We start from the raw sequence: 13,962 nt of genomic DNA on the forward strand, positions 1-13,962 counted from the left end.
CGTCCCCGGTGCTCAGCTGAGTGGAGCCGAATCGTCGGTCGTGAACACGATCTTGCCAATCGTGCCGTCGGTCCCGGTCGCGCGACGCGAGAGCACGTCGATGACTGTGTCGAGCGGATGCACCGCGCCGGGCTCGGGGCGCAGCTCGCCAGAGGACGCCAGGGAGACCGCACGCCCGATCCGCTCGGCCGTCGCCACCACGATCAGGTTGCGCACCCGCGGCCGATCGCGGCGGACCGCGCCGACGGCCTGCGCGCCGAGCGCCGAGCCGCTCGGCACCAGCGTCGCGATCCGGCCGCCCTCGGCGAGGAGGATCGCCGCGTCGTCGACCGGCAGGTACCCCGAGACGTCGACGACCGCGTCGAAACGGCCGCCCAACACCCCGAGGTCGAGCGCGCGGTAGTCGTGCGGCTCCGCGCCGAGCGCGCGCAGGAGGTCGGCGGAGGCGGCCGAGCCGGTCGCCGCAACCGTGCAGCCCGCGCGCATCAGCAGCTGGATCGTCAGGTTGCCGATCGCTCCGGAGCCGCCGCTGATGAGGATCCGCTCGCCCGCGCGCACATGCAGGGCATCGACGAGGCCGACCGCGGTGCCGCCGGACATCGCGAGCGTGACGGCCTGGACGAAGTCCAGCGAGTCGGGCAGCGGGACGAGCGAGCGGCTCCGGGCGATCGACGCGTCGGCGAAGGCGTCTCCATCGCGGGTCATCCCCACCACCCGGTCGCCGATCGCGACGGAGTGCGCGCCCGGGCCGAGTGCTTCGACGGTTCCCGCGATGTCGAGTCCGAAGCCGTAGGGGCGGGATCGGCCGGCCGCCAAGATCCGCGCGGAGCCCGACAGGATCTTTTCGTCTGTCGCGTTGATACTCGCCGCGCGCGTGCGCACCAGCACCTCGCCGCGGCGAGGCATCGGCACCGGCGCCTTCCGCCAGGAGAGCAGGTTGGGCCCACCGAACGTGTCGTACCCGAGTCGTCGCATGTCGCTCCCGTCGTCCGTGCCAGCGCCCCCGAGCCTAGGGCGTGACCGCCGAGCGGAGGCGTCGTGGACGACCGGCGGAACCCCCTCCAGCGCTGGCCCCGCCGGTGCTACCGTGGCGGCCATGCGCCCAGACGAGAGTCCCGAGTTCGCAGGTTTCGAGGCCACGCCCTCCACCGATGCCCGGACGGTCGACGACGTCCGCCCCGCCGACGCTGAGGTCGAGGAGAACACGACGGCCGACGAGAGCCGCGACCCGGACCACGGCTACGACCCGATGAGCGAGAGCGGCTCCGAGAACGCCCCCGAGGACGAGGTGGGCCCGCGTGAGGACGAGGAGGGCCTGCTCGCCCCGGGCAGCACCGCCGAGGGAGCGGGCACCTCGCTCGGCGCCACTGCCGTCGAGGGCGGCGATTCCCTCGGCGAGAACCCCAGCGCCGGCACCCCCGGCCAGCTGGCCGACGAGCGCTCGCGTACCAACGGCCTGAACCCCCTGGGCTGAGCCTGTCGCCGCAGTGGGTAAGAGAGGACCGCCGCGGCAACCGCACAGCTAGCGCTCTGGGGGCTTGGAGCAGGAGCGGGGGTCGGCGCCGTAGCATTCCCGAAGCGCGGCACGCCGGTCGTGCGGACAGGGAGTCCCATGTCGTTGTTCCTGAACCGCACTCGTGAGATCCGCTGGACCGAAGACGAGAGGCGGGCGCTGGCCGAAGCCGTCGCCGAAGACAGGGCCGACGCCTGGCGCGGAGTCGGATCGCTTGATCGCACCGTCGTCGTCTCCACCGAAGATCCCGGTACCCGCGGCGGCGCCCGTTGGCCCACCAATCACCGCGCGTTCCTCCGCGTCGACTGCGGCGCCTCCGTGGTGCTCGCGACCGACGGGCTGAGCGATCCCTTCGACCGCCTCGCGCACCCCGGCACCGGCCTCGGCCTCGAGCTGTGCCTCGAGACGTCGGCCGTCCGCGGCGTCCCGACTGCCCAACTCTGGAACCACTGGCACTTCCGCCTGCTATACGAGGCGGCCCGGCACGCCGCCCTGCAGGGCGTCTCCTGCCGCAGCTCCCTCGATACGGCGCTGCTCGCGAACGTCCAGGCGCCACCCACCTGGACCGACGAGCAGGGCACCGTCGGCGTCCTCCTCGGCCTGCGCAGCCCCGAGCTGCCCGAACGCCTCGACCTGGCGACCGGGCACGCCGATCTGGTCACCCTCACCCCGCTGCGCCCGCAGGAGCACGCCTGGGCCGCGGTCGACGCGGGCGCCCGCGCCGAGATCGCCGCACGCCTGCGCGCCCTGCCGCACGAGGAACTCGTGCACACGGCCCGGCCGCTGGTGGTCTGAGCGCTGCCGGTCAGGACTGCGCTGCCGGTCAGGACTGCGCTGCCGATCAGGACTGCGCTGCCGGAACTCCGTGGGCGATCAGGCGCCCTCGGGCGGCTCCGAAGCCACGGTCATCTCGCCGGTGGTGTTCGCGCTCGCGATGAACTGCTCGATCCACTGCCGGTTCAGCGACGGGCGCTTGCTGCCGTGGAAGCGGAAGTGCAGCGCAGTCGCCGGATGCACCCAGATGGAGCTGCGGCCGTAACCGGACGACTCCGGCTCGCTCCAGGAGAGGCTGAACGACTCGTTCCGCCGCATTTTGGTGAACATCGCGACTTTGAGGTGCGCAAGGAGCCGATCCTCGAACTCGATCTCGAGTGATTGCGGTCCGTAAATCAGTCGTCCCATTGTCTCCGCCGTCACATCATACCGACGTGCCGCATTCTCCGGCCGTTTCGCGGGCTCCGCGCCCTCGGGAGCCGCCACGGAAAGGATACCGATATCGCGGGACCGAGGGATGCCGTGGAGACGACCGAGCGGTGGCGCGGAAACGACGGACGCCCCGCCGACCGGATCCGGGGATCCTGGTCGACGGGGCGTCGGAAGTCGGAGATTACTCGCCGACGCCGCGGATGTTCGCGGCCTGCGGGCCCTTACGACCCTGCTCGACGTCGTACTCGACGTGCTGGTTCTCGACGAGCTCGCGGTAGCCCTGCTTGGCGATGGCGGAGAAGTGCGCGAACACGTCGGCGCCTCCGTCGTCAGGAGCGATGAAGCCGAAGCCCTTTTCGGAGTTGAACCACTTAACGGTGCCAGTAGGCATTTCTTTTCCTTATGTGTTAATGACGCCGACCGGGCCGGCGTCGTCAGAGTCCGCACGAGTGTGCGGTACCCGATCGACTCGGCCTCCGCGGGTGACACACGCGCCGGCCGGAATCGTCCGGGTCGTCTAGGGGCTGAGTTCACGCCTCCGGGGGAGGGCGACTCGGCGGGGGAGAACGTCCCGGCCGCCGACAGAATCGGAGGAACGGGGGTCGAACGAGGAACGGCACGGCTTCCGCGGCGTCCTGTGAAGGGCGGTACCCGCGTGCGAGGCGGGCGTTCGAACCGAAGGACCGAGGGCGATGCGCTCGATCGGTGCGGTCACTATCAGGGGCTGAGTCTCTTCGTCGTGCGACTTCTCAGCCGTGGAATTCGGGCGATCGCCCAGGAGATGACTTGACTCTACGGGATCACTGCCCCCGAGCGCGACAGCCGACGTCACACGAGCGCCTCACACGGTCATTTCACACCGCCGTCTCAGACGGTCTCGGGGCGCTTCTGCCGTGCCGGCTCGGCGGGGTCCGCGGGTCCGTTCCAGATCGACACGATGCCCCAGACCACTGCCGCGACGGGCACGGCGAGCACGGCGCCGACAATCCCGGCGAGCACGGTGCCCACCGTCAGGGCGATCAGCACGATCAGCGGGTGCAGCTTGAGCGAGCGGGCCATCACCACCGGCTGGAGGAAGTTGCCCTCGAGCTGGTTCACCGCGATGACGACCACGATCACGATCAACGCCGCGCCCGGCCCGTTCGCGACCAGGGCGACGAGAGCGGCGAGGATGCCGGCGGCCGTCGCTCCGACGATCGGGATGAACGCGGTGAGGAAGACGATGACGGCCAGCGGGATCGCCAGCGGCACCTGGATGATCGCCAGGGCGACTCCGATACCGATCGCATCGACCGCCGCGACGGTCGCCGTGCCGCGCACGTAGCCGCCGAGCACGTCCACCGTCTTGTGCCCGACGCGCCTGGCGCGCTCGTAGCCCGAGCCGGTGAAGGGACGCAGGAGGAACTCCCAGATCTTCGGCCCGTCCTTCATGAAGAAGAAGAGCACCACGATCATCAGCACCAGGCCGGTGACGAAGTTCGCCGCCGCCGAGACGCCGGCGAGCGCACCGCTCCCGAACGAACTGGAGGTGAGGAAGTCGACGACCGACTGACGCGCCGACTCGATCTGCTCGTCCGTGATCTCGAACGGCAGGTGCTGCACGTAGTCCTGCAGCGAGGTGATGCCGTCGGAGGCGCTGCTGACCAGCTCGTCCCACTGGTTACGGACCGCGACCGTGATCAGCCAGGCGACCGCACCGAGGATCGCGAGCAGACCGATCAGGGCCAGCCAGGTCGCGAGGATCGACGGCACGCCCTTGCGCCGCAGGAACGCGAGCACCGGATGGATCGCCGCGGCGAGGATGAGCGCGATCATCACCGGGATGAGCACCAGTGTGAGCTGCGTCATCGCGAACACAAGCACCGAGACCAGCAGCAGCACGACGACCAGCTGCAGGCAGCGGGTGGCGAACCGGCCGAGGCCGTCGCTCCAGATACGCCTCTGCGGTTCGGGTGCGCTGGGCCGCTGCTCGGCGGCGCTGGTCGAGGAGTCGGTGCGGTCGAAGGAGCCCATGAAGGGGACGGTATCGGCTCGGGCGGACCTCCCGTCCCTCCTTGACACCCCGTGCTGCGCCCTTGCCATCCCCTCCGGCGCCGAGCGCGCGTTCCGGCGGGCGGGAACGACGGAATCCGTCGCGGCGGCGGGGAGTTGCAGGGTAGAACTACCTATCCTGCCCTTCGAAACAGAGCAGACCGTTGCGCGCGCGACTGATGCCGCACTAGGGTCGCCGTGTTCATGCGGCCGCATGGGGTGCGGTACCCGAAGCCGCGCTGCAGCGTCCTGCTCGGAGCAGACGCCTCCGCCGGGAGGGACGACGCCCCTCTCTCCCGGCGGGAGGTGGACCGGCGGGCAACCCGCAGCCGGTGACTAGGCGGGGACGCGCACCGTCAGGCCGCCCGGCTCGATCCATGTGCGGAACGCGGAAGTCGAGCCGAACGCATCGCCGTCGAGCTCGATCTCCTGCATGTGCTCGAGGCGCACCGTGAGGTCGCGGCCCTTCACGTAACGCAAGGCCGACACCTCCTTGGTCAGCCCCATCAGCTTCGTGCCGACGACGCCGCTGCGGCGGAGCACTCCGTTCTCCCAGACGACCTTGAAGATGATCTGTGCCCAGCCGAAGAAGCCCTCGGGGCGCAGCAGCACGATGTCGAACTCGCCGTCGTCGACGGCTGCGTCCGGAAGCAGGAGGATGTTCGCCGGCAGTGCCCCGCAGTTGCCCACGATGATCGTGTGGGCGCGCACCTTGCGGGTCTTCGCGCCGTCGAGACGGTAGCGGAACTCGAGCTGATTCTTATCGAGCAGTGCCTTGCGCAGGGCATCCACGTAGGCGAGCCAGCCGACCCGCTTCTTGAGGTCGTCGTCGGTATTCGCGAGCATCTTCGCGTCGATCCCCAGGCCAGCCATCACGACGTAGGCGTGGCGGTCGCGGCCCGTGGGCGTCTCGATGTCGATCAGCCCGACGTCGATGGCGCGGTCCTTGCCCGAGAAGGCGACGGTGAGGGAGTTGTCGATGTCGTCGAGCGTGAGGTTCAGGTTGCGGGCGAGCAGGTTGCCGGTGCCGGAGGGGAGCAGCGCGAGCGCGGCGCCGGAGCCGCGCAGGGCCTCGGCGACGACCCGCACGGTGCCGTCGCCGCCGGCCGCGATCACGACGTCGGCGCCCGCGTCGAGGGCCTGCTGTGTCTGGCCGGCCCCGGGATCCTCGACCGAGGTCTCGTACCAGAGCGTCTCCTCCCAGCCGGCGGCCGCCTCGGCGCGCGCTACAGCGGCCTTCACGGCGTCGAGGTCGACCTTGACGGGGTTGTAGACGAGGGCGGCGCGGCGCCGTTCAGGCATCGTCACGGCTCTCGTCGAGCTCGTCGCCGTTCTCGTCGACCCGGCCCGGGCGCACAGCGGCGTCTTCGCGGATGTCGATGCGGGTGTCGCCGGCCTCGGTCGTCGTGACGTCGATGCGGGGGGCCGCGTCGGCTTCCGTCGCCTTCGGGGCGCGGGTCAGCTGGTCGCGGCGGTCGTTCGCGCTCTGGTCGGTCATGACCTGGACGGTAGCAAAGGGCGATCCGAGCCCGCGCGGGCTTGCGGCGCAACGCAACGTCAGCTGAGAGGCCTCGTCAGCCACCATCGTGGATGAGAAGGTGCCTCAGCTGACGTTGTGTCAGCGGCTCCGCCCTGCCTGGAGTCCCCAGAGCACGAGCGGGACCTGCAAGGGGAGGCGCAGCAGCGTGATTATGCGGGTCCGCGGTCGGCGGGCGTCGCGCGCCATCTGCACGTTGCCGGGGAAGACCGCCGCCATCAGAGCGGCGGACGCGACCCCGCCGACAGCGCGCGTGCGCGGGTGCACCGTCGCGGCCGCGCACGCCAGCTCCGCGACACCCGAGACGAGGACCCAGCCGCGGGCCGAGCCCGGCATCCCCCGCGGAACGACGGCATCGAACGTCCGCGGGTGCACCAGGTGCACGACTCCCGAGACCGCCATCACCGCGACGAGGAAGCGCGGGCCGGCGCCCAGGCGGCTCATCGTCCCTCCGCGCCGCGCTCGAGCGGAGCGACGTGGTCGAGGATGCGCCGCCACTCGCGGACTAAGGCCAGCCGCCCCGCGCCGTCGACCGTCGCGGTGCGGGCTCGGGGGAGGCGGCTGCGGTACCAGCGGCCGTCCTCGGCGCTGGCCACCGGATCCCCGTCGCCGTGCACGATCAGTGTCTCGGCGGTCACCGAGTCGAGGTCCTCGGCCCAGGATCCGTCGCGGAGCGCCGCGAGGTCGGTCGCTGCGCCGCCCGGGCCCTGCCGCCAGCCCTCGCCGAGCATCCGCTCGAGCCGGTTGCGCAGGCCGCCGTGGGTGGTGAGCACGGGGTCGTCGGGGTCGACGCCGAGCGCGTCCAGGCCCGGCTGCGTCTGCGGGAGGGCGGCGGCTATCGCGGCGGCGTCCTCGCCGCGCAGGGTCTCGCGGCGCTCCCAAGCGCTGGTCGGGTGCACGATCACTCCGGCCTGCGGGGGAGCGGACGTGCCGACCAGTGCGAGGCGGTCGACGAGGTCGGGGTGCCGGGCGGCGAGCGAGAGTGCAAAGACGCCGCCGGAGCCCCAGCCGACCACGCCGACGCTACCGAAACGGGCGCCCTCGACCATGCGGGCGGTGCGCTCGGAGCGACGCAGGTACTCGGCGAGATCATCCGCGCGGTCCTCGACGCGGCCGTGCGCGGCGTCGACCGGGTCGGAGGCTCCGTAACCGGGGCGGTCGAGGATCAGCAGGTGCAGGCCCCACGGGCCCGTGACGGTCGGGTCGGGATCGAAGCCGCCCGCGCCGGGAGTGGGATGGCAGAACACCACCAGCCGATCGGCGACGGGGTCGCCCGCCGCCGAGACGCCGATTCCGCGGCCGGACCGCAGCTCGAAACGGTGGTTCGCCATGTCGCCTCCCGGGTGCGTCGAGTGTCGACGCGTCGCCCCTAGTCAAGCGGAGGCGGCGGGCCGTGCGCTGGGCCTTGTGCCGGACGGGGAGCAGCGGGACGCTCGCACCGAGTTGCCGAGGGGAGCGACGCGGCGGCGGGGACGGCGGCTGGTCTCGATCGGCTGGTCGCGACCGATGGCTGGTCTCGCCCGATGCAGCCGGGGTCAACCCCGGTGACGCGGCGGCGGCCGACCGGTGGACTGGACGGCGTATCGAGGAGGGACACCCGTGATCCGCACAGCATTGCCCGCGACGTTCGACGACGTGGAGCTCGATCCGGTCGGCAACGATGGCTGGCGGGTTCGCGCCCGCGCCGAGGACCCGCAGGAGCCGGAGGCCGTCCTCGGCTTCATCACCCCGGTCGACGGCGGCTTCGAGGCGCACCGGCTCGGCCTTCCACAGGAGGACGTGACGTGTCCGACGCTTGACGACGCTCGCGCGATGTACGTCGCGGAGGAGCCACTGCCGGCGTGGATCCGCTCGGCCCGGAAGGAGCCCCGCACCGGTTGCGTCGGCGAGCGGGAGATCGTGGTCGGCTGCCCGGAGGCCGCGGGCGAGGGCCGTCTGCTGGCCGTTCTGGTCGACGGCGAGCTCGCGGGGCACGTCGTCGCGACTACTCCGATCGCCTTCGTCGGCGAGGGTCGTGACCTGCCTCCGCTCGTCGTCGAATCTCTGGACGGGCTGGTCGCGCTCGTCTCGGGACTGCACCGGTGAGGGTTAGCTCTCTGTGGACCGCGCACGACGAGGGCCCCGGCTGACGACGGGGGGCACGTCCAGGACCGGCACGGCGCGCTTCATGAACCGGTCGAAGTCGGGCACCGTGAAGGCGGCGAAACCGTGCTGAGGAGTGAAAAGGAGGCCCATCTCGATCAGTTCAGCTCTGGTCGGACCGGCTTGCTGCGACGATCGGTCGAGGAGGGCGGCGACCTCGCTCGCCTTCTGCGGCTCCGACCCGAGTTCCGCCATCGCCCGCAAGTACGCGGTCTGGAGCGGTGTCGCCCGATCGAGCCGGACCCGGAAGAAGGAGCTGTCCAGCTTCGCCTCGTAGGCGTCCCGCGCCAGCTCGACGTCGTCACGGTGGATGTGGTTGTTCTTCGCGACCGTCCAGACCTGATAGCCCAGCTCCTGGATGAAGTAGGGGTATCCGCTGGTGATCTCGACCGCGAGTTCGACGGCGTCGTCGTCGTACACAGCGCCCTCGGCGGCAGCAGGCTCCCGAAGCGCGGCCGCCGCTTCGTCTGGAGTGAGCGAGTCGATAGTGGGGAACGTGAACAGGCGCTCCGCATAAGATTTCGCGTCGCCCACGAGCTCGGCGATCTGCGGCAGGCCTGCACCGACGAAGGTGACCGGCAGACTGCGCTGCACCGTCTTGTGCATGGCCTGGATCAGCGCTTCGAGCTGAGGCGAGTCGAGGAACTGCACCTCGTCGATGAGGAGGACGATCCCCTCCTCCTGTTCCGCTGCAGCCTCGCCGACAGCGACCAGAACATCCGTCAGATCGAGTCCGAGGTCCTGATGATCGGCGAGTCCTTCGGCCGGCGGGACATCCCATCCGATCGACCACACGCCGTCCGCCCCGACCGACACGGCGAAAGCGCTCAGGACGGCGGCGGCGTGTCGACCACGGTCGGTCCATCGCGCCCGCGGTGACAGCCGGAGCAGTGCCGCCTTCAGCTGGGAGGCGAGGACGTGGCGGAACCGGCCTTCGCCGTGCTTGACCGCCTCGAACTCGATGACCTCCCAGTTTTCCTCCAGGGCGATCGAACGAAAGCTGTTCAGGAGAACCGTCTTCCCCACGCCACGCAGGCCGGTGATGATCATGGACTGATCCGTGCGCCCTCGCCGCAGACGACGGAGGAGGGTGCGGAAGGCCCTCGTCTGCTCGTCGCGACCGATCAGGGTCTCCGGTAGCGCTCCGGCGTTCGGCGTGTAGGGGTTGTCGACGGCGTCCATGACGACGACTTTATGAGGTTTAGAGCGTTTTATCCAGATTTCCTAAAACGCTCTAACTCTCAGAAAACCTGACAGGCAGGTCAGGTCGCCAGCCCCTCCGGGACCTTATTCCGCCTCCTGGACCCGCGACCTGGCGAACGCTGGCAGGATGTACGGGACGGACGGTGCGCGAAGGCGCGCCGCACGGACGGCACCGCCCGCCCCACAGCGGCCCCGCCGCCCCCGTCCCGCACACCTCCACCCGCTCCCGACAGCGCTCACGGCGCCGGAGCGACACGTCACCGCGGCCCGACCGGGCGCGCGGTCGGACCCTGCGCCGAGCGCACGCGTCCAGCCACTCCCTCCTGAAAGCCCCGCATGCGAAACGCCAGAACCGCCAAGCCCGCCCGCCACCACCTCGAACTCCCCAGGCCCAAGCCCCTCGAGAAGGGCGCCATGCGGATCACCCCGCTCGGCGGCCTCGGCGAGATCGGCCGCAATATGACCGTCTTCGAGCACAAGGGCAAGCTGCTCATCGTCGACTGCGGCGTCCTCTTCCCCGAGGAGAACCAGCCCGGCATCGACGTGATCCTCCCCGACTTCGCTGCGATCCGCTCGCGCCTGAAGGACATCGAGGCCATCGTCCTCACCCACGGCCACGAGGACCACATCGGCGGTGTGCCGTACCTACTGAAGGAGCGCGGCGACATCCCGATCATCGCCTCGACCTTCACCCTCGCGCTGATCAGCGCGAAGCTCACCGAGCACCGGATCACCCCGCGCACCCGCCCGGTGAAGGAGGGCGACCGCGTCGACGCCGGCGTTTTCAACCTTGAGTTCCTCGCCGTCAACCACTCCATTCCGGATGGCCTCGCTGTCGCGATCCGCACCGAGGCGGGCCTCGTGCTGCACACGGGCGACTTCAAGATGGACCAGTTCCCGTTGGACGGGCGCACCACCGACCTCCCCGGCTTCGCCCGTCTGGGTGATGAGGGAGTCGACCTGTTCCTGGTCGACTCCACCAACGCCGATGTCCCCGGTTTCGCGATCTCGGAGGGCGACCTCGCCCCGGCGATCGACCAGGTGTTCCGCACCGCGCCGCGCCGCATCGTCGTCTCGAGCTTTGCGAGCCATGTGCACCGCATCCAGCAGGTCCTCGACGCCGCGCAGCGCCACGGCCGCAAGGTCGCCTTCGTCGGCCGCTCGATGGTGCGCAACATGGGCATCGCCGCCGACCTGGGCTACCTCAAGATCCCGGCCGGCCTCGTCGTCGACATGAAGGTGCTCGAGAAGCTGCCCGCGACCGAGATCGTGATGATCTGCACCGGATCGCAGGGCGAGCCGATGGCGGCGCTCTCGCGGATGGCCAACAAGGACCACATCATCGACATCGGCCCCGGCGACACCGTGCTGCTGGCCAGCTCGCTCATCCCCGGCAACGAGAACGCGATCTACCGGATCATCAACGCCTTTACCCGCTGGGGCGCGACCGTCGTGCACAAGGGCAACGCCAAGGTGCACGTCTCGGGTCACGCCAGCGCGGGCGAACTCGCCTACTGCTACAACATCCTGCGCCCCACCGCGGTGCTCCCCGTACACGGAGAGTGGCGCCACCTCACCGCCAACGCGGCCATCGCGACCCGCACCGGGATCGACGAGAAGGACGTCTTCGTCATCGAGGACGGTGTCTCGATCGACCTGGTGAAGGGCCGATCGCGCATCAGCGGGCGCATCCCGGCCGATCAGATCCTGGTCGACGGCACCACGATGGGTGTCGCGACCGAGGACGCCATGAACGACCGCATCGTGCTCGCGGAGGAGGGTGCCATCACGGTCCTCGCCATCGCCGATCTCGACCGGGGTACGCTCGGCGAGCCCGTCGAGTTCTTTACCCGGGGCTTCGTCGAGGAGCCGGGTTGGAAGGCGAACGCGAGCAAGGCGATCGACGACGCGGTTATGCAGGCCGCGGGCAAGCTGGTCGAGCTCGAGGCGATGGAGGCGCTGATCACGCGCACCCTCGGCCGCTGGCTGACCCGCCGTCACCGCCGCAACCCCGTCATCACCACGATCGTCGTCGAGGAGTAGGCGCCCCAGCACCCGCGCTCCGCGCCACGCCCCTCCCGACAAAAGTGTCGGGTGGTAGCGTGGCGCACGCCCGCACTCCACGGGCCGAACAAGGAGGCGTCATGGCCAGCACTGAATTCGCCGTCGAGATCCCGGCGGTGTCCGACGCTTCTCCGAGCAGGCGTGGCGCGGCGGTCCGCGCCGAGTCTGCACTCCAGGCGCGGGTCGCGCTCCTCATAGACTCGCTCGGAAGCGGCGCCGAGCTGGCCCGTCTCCTCGACGTCCATCGCGGCCAGCCGTCGCAGTGGAGCAAGGGCCACGAGCAGCCCGCGCCGCGGACGATCCAGCTGCTGCTCGACCTCGACTACGTCGTGGCGAAGGCGCGGCAGGCGTGGTCGGGCCGAGCGGCGATCGACTGGCTGACCGGCTCCTGTACCCTCCTCGACGGCGCGCGGCCGATCGACGTCCTCAAGGCGTCCGGCAGCACGCCGGTCGTCCAGGCCCTCGACGTCGCAATGGCGTAGACCGTGCTGGTCTACCGGGTCTTCGCCCATGATCCCGAGGCGGAGCCCGGCGCCTCCGGGCACCCCGACCACGTCTACAGCCCGGCGCAGGGCTTCTCTCGGCTCGATAATCCCGCGTCGTACACGACCTGGTACTTCGGGCAGACACCCGAGGTCGCGGTCGGCGAGTCGTTCGGAGACTTGGCGGTCTGGTCCGAGGACATGTTCGAGACCCCGTGGCTGCGCACCGGCCGCCGTGTCCTCGGGGTGTTCGACATCCCCGACGACACGCCCCTGCTCGACCTCGATGACGCGAGGAGCCTCCTCGATCGGTCTCTGCGTCCCACGCAGGTCGTCACGCGGGTACGCGCGGTGAGCCAGGCCTGGGCACTGAGCGTGTTCCAGGAGCAGCGTCACGGCCGGCGGTGCTGGGACGGTGTCCGATGGTGGTCCTACCAGCGCCCTCACTGGGCGGTGCTCGGACTGTGGCACGAGCCGACGTCGCCGCCGCGATCACGGTTCGTCGAGGCGCAGCGGCTCTCCCGAGAGCATCCGGCGGTCGTGTCGGCGCGAGCGTCGCTGCAGAAGGCGTGGCACTAGCCGAGCCGGGCTGTCACGTCGAGGTGTGACGCCGACGTGTCACGTCTGCGTCTGCCTCCGCTACCCCCTGCCCCGTGAAGCGCAGGCGGAGCAGAGTGGGAGGGTCGGCAGGTCGCCGACGCGAAGGGAGAGCGCCATGAGCATCGACCGCACCACGGGCGAGGACCCCGAGAAGACCGAGGACCTCCCCGACGGCACCGGGACGGACACCTCCTCCGGCGGCGGCGACACCGACACCGTCTCCGGCGGGGAGCCGGACGAGCCCACCGAGTAGAGCCGCGAACGATGCAGGGCGGGACCGATCGGCTCCGCCCTGCAGCGTTCCGTCGATCAGATCAGCGTTTCGTCGATCAGATCAGCGTTCCGTCGATCAGATCAGCGGGCCATCGCTCTCGCTCGAGCGGCGGGTGACCTGCTCGCCGCTGGCGGGGTCGACGGCTGAGCGCGTGGTCGAGACGGCCTGGCGGCGGCGCGTCAGCAGGACCAGCCCGAGGATCAGGCCGACCGCTCCGGCCGCCATCAGGATGTAGCCGACCAGCTTGAGGTCGATTCCGGACACCTGCACGTCGACGGCGAAGGCGAGGACCGCCCCGACGATGAGGAGGAAGATTCCTGCTCCGATGCTCATTGCGCGCTCCTTCTGACTGCCACCGGCGCGCGCGCGGGGAGCGCGCAGGGGCACCGGCGATCGCCCCACGGTAGACCCGGGGTGCGGAGCCCCCCAGGCCTTCCGGCGGAGGGCCCCGCGGGTGTAGGGCGGGCGGTGTCAGCGGTCGACGACGCGGAGCATCACGCGGGTGCGGTCGGCGCGGGTCACCAGGCCCTCGATCAGGAGGAACACGCGGTATTCGAGCCGGTACTTGCCCAAGAACACGCGGCCCAGCCGCTCCACCTCCCCGGCGTCGGCGTCGATCCGGGCGGCCGCCTCGATCGGTACTGCATAGTCGGAGACGCGGCCGCGGCGATCGCAGGGCACCAGCGTCACCCGGGGGTCGTTGCGGAGCCGCTTCACCTTTCCGCTGCGGCGAGGAGTGGTGACGATCAGCTCCTCGCCGTCACGGGCGATCCAGACCGGAGTCGAGACGGCATCGCCGGACCTGCGGTAGGTGGTGAGCGAGACGAAGCGTTCGTCGGCCAGAGCGGCGAGGGCAGGGGAGAGGGGCATCCCCGAAGTAGAGCGGCCGGGAGCGGTGACCGCAAGCCTC

18 protein-coding genes are annotated in these 13,962 nt (G+C 70.5%); 7 read left to right on the top strand and 11 right to left on the bottom strand.

The genetic code is table 11. The annotated features are described in order from the left end of the window. Positions 1-12 precede the first annotated feature (12 nt). Complete coding sequence (locus C1O28_RS00240; RefSeq protein ID WP_160487557.1) at positions 13-975, bottom strand: NADP-dependent oxidoreductase; 963 nt, start codon at positions 973-975, stop codon at positions 13-15. A gap of 121 nt (positions 976-1,096) precedes the next feature. Between C1O28_RS00240 and C1O28_RS00245 the strand changes: the two genes are divergently transcribed. Both C1O28_RS00245 and C1O28_RS00250 read left to right on the top strand, forming a co-directional pair. Beyond that, on the top strand, positions 1,097-1,474 hold the full coding sequence (locus C1O28_RS00245) for a hypothetical protein (protein ID WP_097166154.1): 378 nt from the start codon (positions 1,097-1,099) through the stop codon (positions 1,472-1,474). 138 nt (positions 1,475-1,612) lie between these two features. Beyond that, positions 1,613-2,308, top strand: coding sequence for a hypothetical protein (locus C1O28_RS00250; protein ID WP_097166155.1), 696 nt, complete (start codon positions 1,613-1,615; stop codon positions 2,306-2,308). Between the two features lie 78 nt (positions 2,309-2,386). Here the strand turns inward: C1O28_RS00250 and C1O28_RS00255 are convergent, their stop codons facing one another. From C1O28_RS00255 to C1O28_RS00285, 7 genes are all read right to left on the bottom strand, one after another. Beyond that, entirely contained in the window at positions 2,387-2,695 is a 309-nt protein-coding gene (locus C1O28_RS00255) for a DUF7882 family protein (protein ID WP_097166156.1), read from the bottom strand. Positions 2,696-2,900: 205 nt separating this feature from the next. Continuing rightward, complete coding sequence (locus C1O28_RS00260) at positions 2,901-3,110, bottom strand: cold-shock protein (protein WP_055786246.1); 210 nt, start codon at positions 3,108-3,110, stop codon at positions 2,901-2,903. 476 nt (positions 3,111-3,586) lie between these two features. Beyond that, positions 3,587-4,732 (bottom strand): AI-2E family transporter, encoded by a 1,146-nt coding sequence (locus C1O28_RS00265; protein WP_097166157.1) that lies wholly within the window; start codon positions 4,730-4,732, stop codon positions 3,587-3,589. 354 nt (positions 4,733-5,086) lie between these two features. Then, positions 5,087-6,052 carry a diacylglycerol/lipid kinase family protein gene (locus C1O28_RS00270; protein ID WP_097166158.1) on the bottom strand — a complete coding sequence of 322 codons (966 nt, stop codon included), beginning with the start codon at positions 6,050-6,052 and terminating at the stop codon, positions 5,087-5,089. Next, positions 6,045-6,248: a hypothetical protein gene (locus tag C1O28_RS00275; RefSeq protein WP_097166159.1), complete on the bottom strand. Its 204-nt coding sequence runs from the start codon at positions 6,246-6,248 to the stop codon at positions 6,045-6,047. The genes C1O28_RS00270 and C1O28_RS00275 overlap by 8 nt, the downstream gene beginning before the upstream one ends. 120 nt (positions 6,249-6,368) lie before the next feature. After that, a complete protein-coding gene (locus C1O28_RS00280; RefSeq protein WP_097166160.1) occupies positions 6,369-6,731 on the bottom strand; it encodes a DoxX family protein in 363 nt (120 codons plus the stop codon). Beyond that, positions 6,728-7,618, bottom strand: coding sequence for an alpha/beta fold hydrolase (locus C1O28_RS00285; protein ID WP_097166161.1), 891 nt, complete (start codon positions 7,616-7,618; stop codon positions 6,728-6,730). Before C1O28_RS00285 ends, C1O28_RS00280 begins: the two co-directional genes overlap by 4 nt. A gap of 268 nt (positions 7,619-7,886) precedes the next feature. On the opposite strand from C1O28_RS00285, the gene C1O28_RS00290 reads away from it, so the two are divergent. After that, positions 7,887-8,372: a hypothetical protein gene (locus C1O28_RS00290; RefSeq protein ID WP_097166162.1), complete on the top strand. Its 486-nt coding sequence runs from the start codon at positions 7,887-7,889 to the stop codon at positions 8,370-8,372. Positions 8,373-8,375: 3 nt separating this feature from the next. Here the strand turns inward: C1O28_RS00290 and C1O28_RS00295 are convergent, their stop codons facing one another. After that, positions 8,376-9,611: an ATP-binding protein gene (locus tag C1O28_RS00295; RefSeq protein ID WP_097166163.1), complete on the bottom strand. Its 1,236-nt coding sequence runs from the start codon at positions 9,609-9,611 to the stop codon at positions 8,376-8,378. Positions 9,612-9,968: 357 nt separating this feature from the next. On the opposite strand from C1O28_RS00295, the gene C1O28_RS00300 reads away from it, so the two are divergent. From C1O28_RS00300 to C1O28_RS14950, 4 genes are all read left to right on the top strand, one after another. Then, positions 9,969-11,675, top strand: coding sequence for a ribonuclease J (locus C1O28_RS00300; RefSeq protein ID WP_097166164.1), 1,707 nt, complete (start codon positions 9,969-9,971; stop codon positions 11,673-11,675). A gap of 101 nt (positions 11,676-11,776) precedes the next feature. Further along, positions 11,777-12,178, top strand: a complete 402-nt coding sequence (locus C1O28_RS00305; RefSeq protein ID WP_097166165.1) for a hypothetical protein — start codon at positions 11,777-11,779, stop codon at positions 12,176-12,178. Between the two features lie 3 nt (positions 12,179-12,181). Further along, complete coding sequence (locus C1O28_RS00310; RefSeq protein WP_097166166.1) at positions 12,182-12,757, top strand: RES domain-containing protein; 576 nt, start codon at positions 12,182-12,184, stop codon at positions 12,755-12,757. A gap of 136 nt (positions 12,758-12,893) precedes the next feature. After that, positions 12,894-13,031 (top strand): hypothetical protein, encoded by a 138-nt coding sequence (locus C1O28_RS14950; RefSeq protein ID WP_160487558.1) that lies wholly within the window; start codon positions 12,894-12,896, stop codon positions 13,029-13,031. A 96-nt stretch (positions 13,032-13,127) separates the two neighbouring features. On the opposite strand, the gene C1O28_RS00315 is transcribed toward C1O28_RS14950, so the two are convergent. Further along, the gene (locus C1O28_RS00315) at positions 13,128-13,385 is read right to left on the bottom strand and encodes a DUF6458 family protein (protein WP_068250879.1); all 258 of its coding nucleotides are present in this window, start codon (positions 13,383-13,385) and stop codon (positions 13,128-13,130) included. 138 nt (positions 13,386-13,523) lie between these two features. Then, the gene (locus C1O28_RS00320) at positions 13,524-13,922 is read right to left on the bottom strand and encodes a PPOX class F420-dependent oxidoreductase (protein WP_097166167.1); all 399 of its coding nucleotides are present in this window, start codon (positions 13,920-13,922) and stop codon (positions 13,524-13,526) included. Positions 13,923-13,962 lie beyond the last annotated feature (40 nt).

The sequence above is a fragment of the Rathayibacter rathayi genome (genome assembly GCF_004011095.1).
GTDB classification, from domain to species: domain Bacteria; phylum Actinomycetota; class Actinomycetes; order Actinomycetales; family Microbacteriaceae; genus Rathayibacter; species Rathayibacter rathayi.

What these genes read in the sequence shown, in the direction of transcription:
- C1O28_RS14950 (WP_160487558.1), top strand. Translation starts at nt 12,894, where the DNA reads ATGAGCATCGACCGCACCACGGGCGAGGACCCCGAGAAGACCGAGGAC.
- C1O28_RS00270 (WP_097166158.1), bottom strand. Translation starts at nt 6,052, where the DNA reads ATGCCTGAACGGCGCCGCGCCGCCCTCGTCTACAACCCCGTCAAGGTC.
- C1O28_RS00285 (WP_097166161.1), bottom strand. Translation starts at nt 7,618, where the DNA reads ATGGCGAACCACCGTTTCGAGCTGCGGTCCGGCCGCGGAATCGGCGTC.
- C1O28_RS00315 (WP_068250879.1), bottom strand. Translation starts at nt 13,385, where the DNA reads ATGAGCATCGGAGCAGGAATCTTCCTCCTCATCGTCGGGGCGGTCCTC.
- C1O28_RS00255 (WP_097166156.1), bottom strand. Translation starts at nt 2,695, where the DNA reads ATGGGACGACTGATTTACGGACCGCAATCACTCGAGATCGAGTTCGAG.
- C1O28_RS00275 (WP_097166159.1), bottom strand. Translation starts at nt 6,248, where the DNA reads ATGACCGACCAGAGCGCGAACGACCGCCGCGACCAGCTGACCCGCGCC.
- C1O28_RS00240 (WP_160487557.1), bottom strand. Translation starts at nt 975, where the DNA reads ATGCGACGACTCGGGTACGACACGTTCGGTGGGCCCAACCTGCTCTCC.
- C1O28_RS00260 (WP_055786246.1), bottom strand. Translation starts at nt 3,110, where the DNA reads ATGCCTACTGGCACCGTTAAGTGGTTCAACTCCGAAAAGGGCTTCGGC.
- C1O28_RS00265 (WP_097166157.1), bottom strand. Translation starts at nt 4,732, where the DNA reads ATGGGCTCCTTCGACCGCACCGACTCCTCGACCAGCGCCGCCGAGCAG.
- C1O28_RS00320 (WP_097166167.1), bottom strand. Translation starts at nt 13,922, where the DNA reads ATGCCCCTCTCCCCTGCCCTCGCCGCTCTGGCCGACGAACGCTTCGTC.
- C1O28_RS00300 (WP_097166164.1), top strand. Translation starts at nt 9,969, where the DNA reads ATGCGAAACGCCAGAACCGCCAAGCCCGCCCGCCACCACCTCGAACTC.
- C1O28_RS00250 (WP_097166155.1), top strand. Translation starts at nt 1,613, where the DNA reads ATGTCGTTGTTCCTGAACCGCACTCGTGAGATCCGCTGGACCGAAGAC.
- C1O28_RS00245 (WP_097166154.1), top strand. Translation starts at nt 1,097, where the DNA reads ATGCGCCCAGACGAGAGTCCCGAGTTCGCAGGTTTCGAGGCCACGCCC.
- C1O28_RS00295 (WP_097166163.1), bottom strand. Translation starts at nt 9,611, where the DNA reads ATGGACGCCGTCGACAACCCCTACACGCCGAACGCCGGAGCGCTACCG.
- C1O28_RS00280 (WP_097166160.1), bottom strand. Translation starts at nt 6,731, where the DNA reads ATGAGCCGCCTGGGCGCCGGCCCGCGCTTCCTCGTCGCGGTGATGGCG.
- C1O28_RS00305 (WP_097166165.1), top strand. Translation starts at nt 11,777, where the DNA reads ATGGCCAGCACTGAATTCGCCGTCGAGATCCCGGCGGTGTCCGACGCT.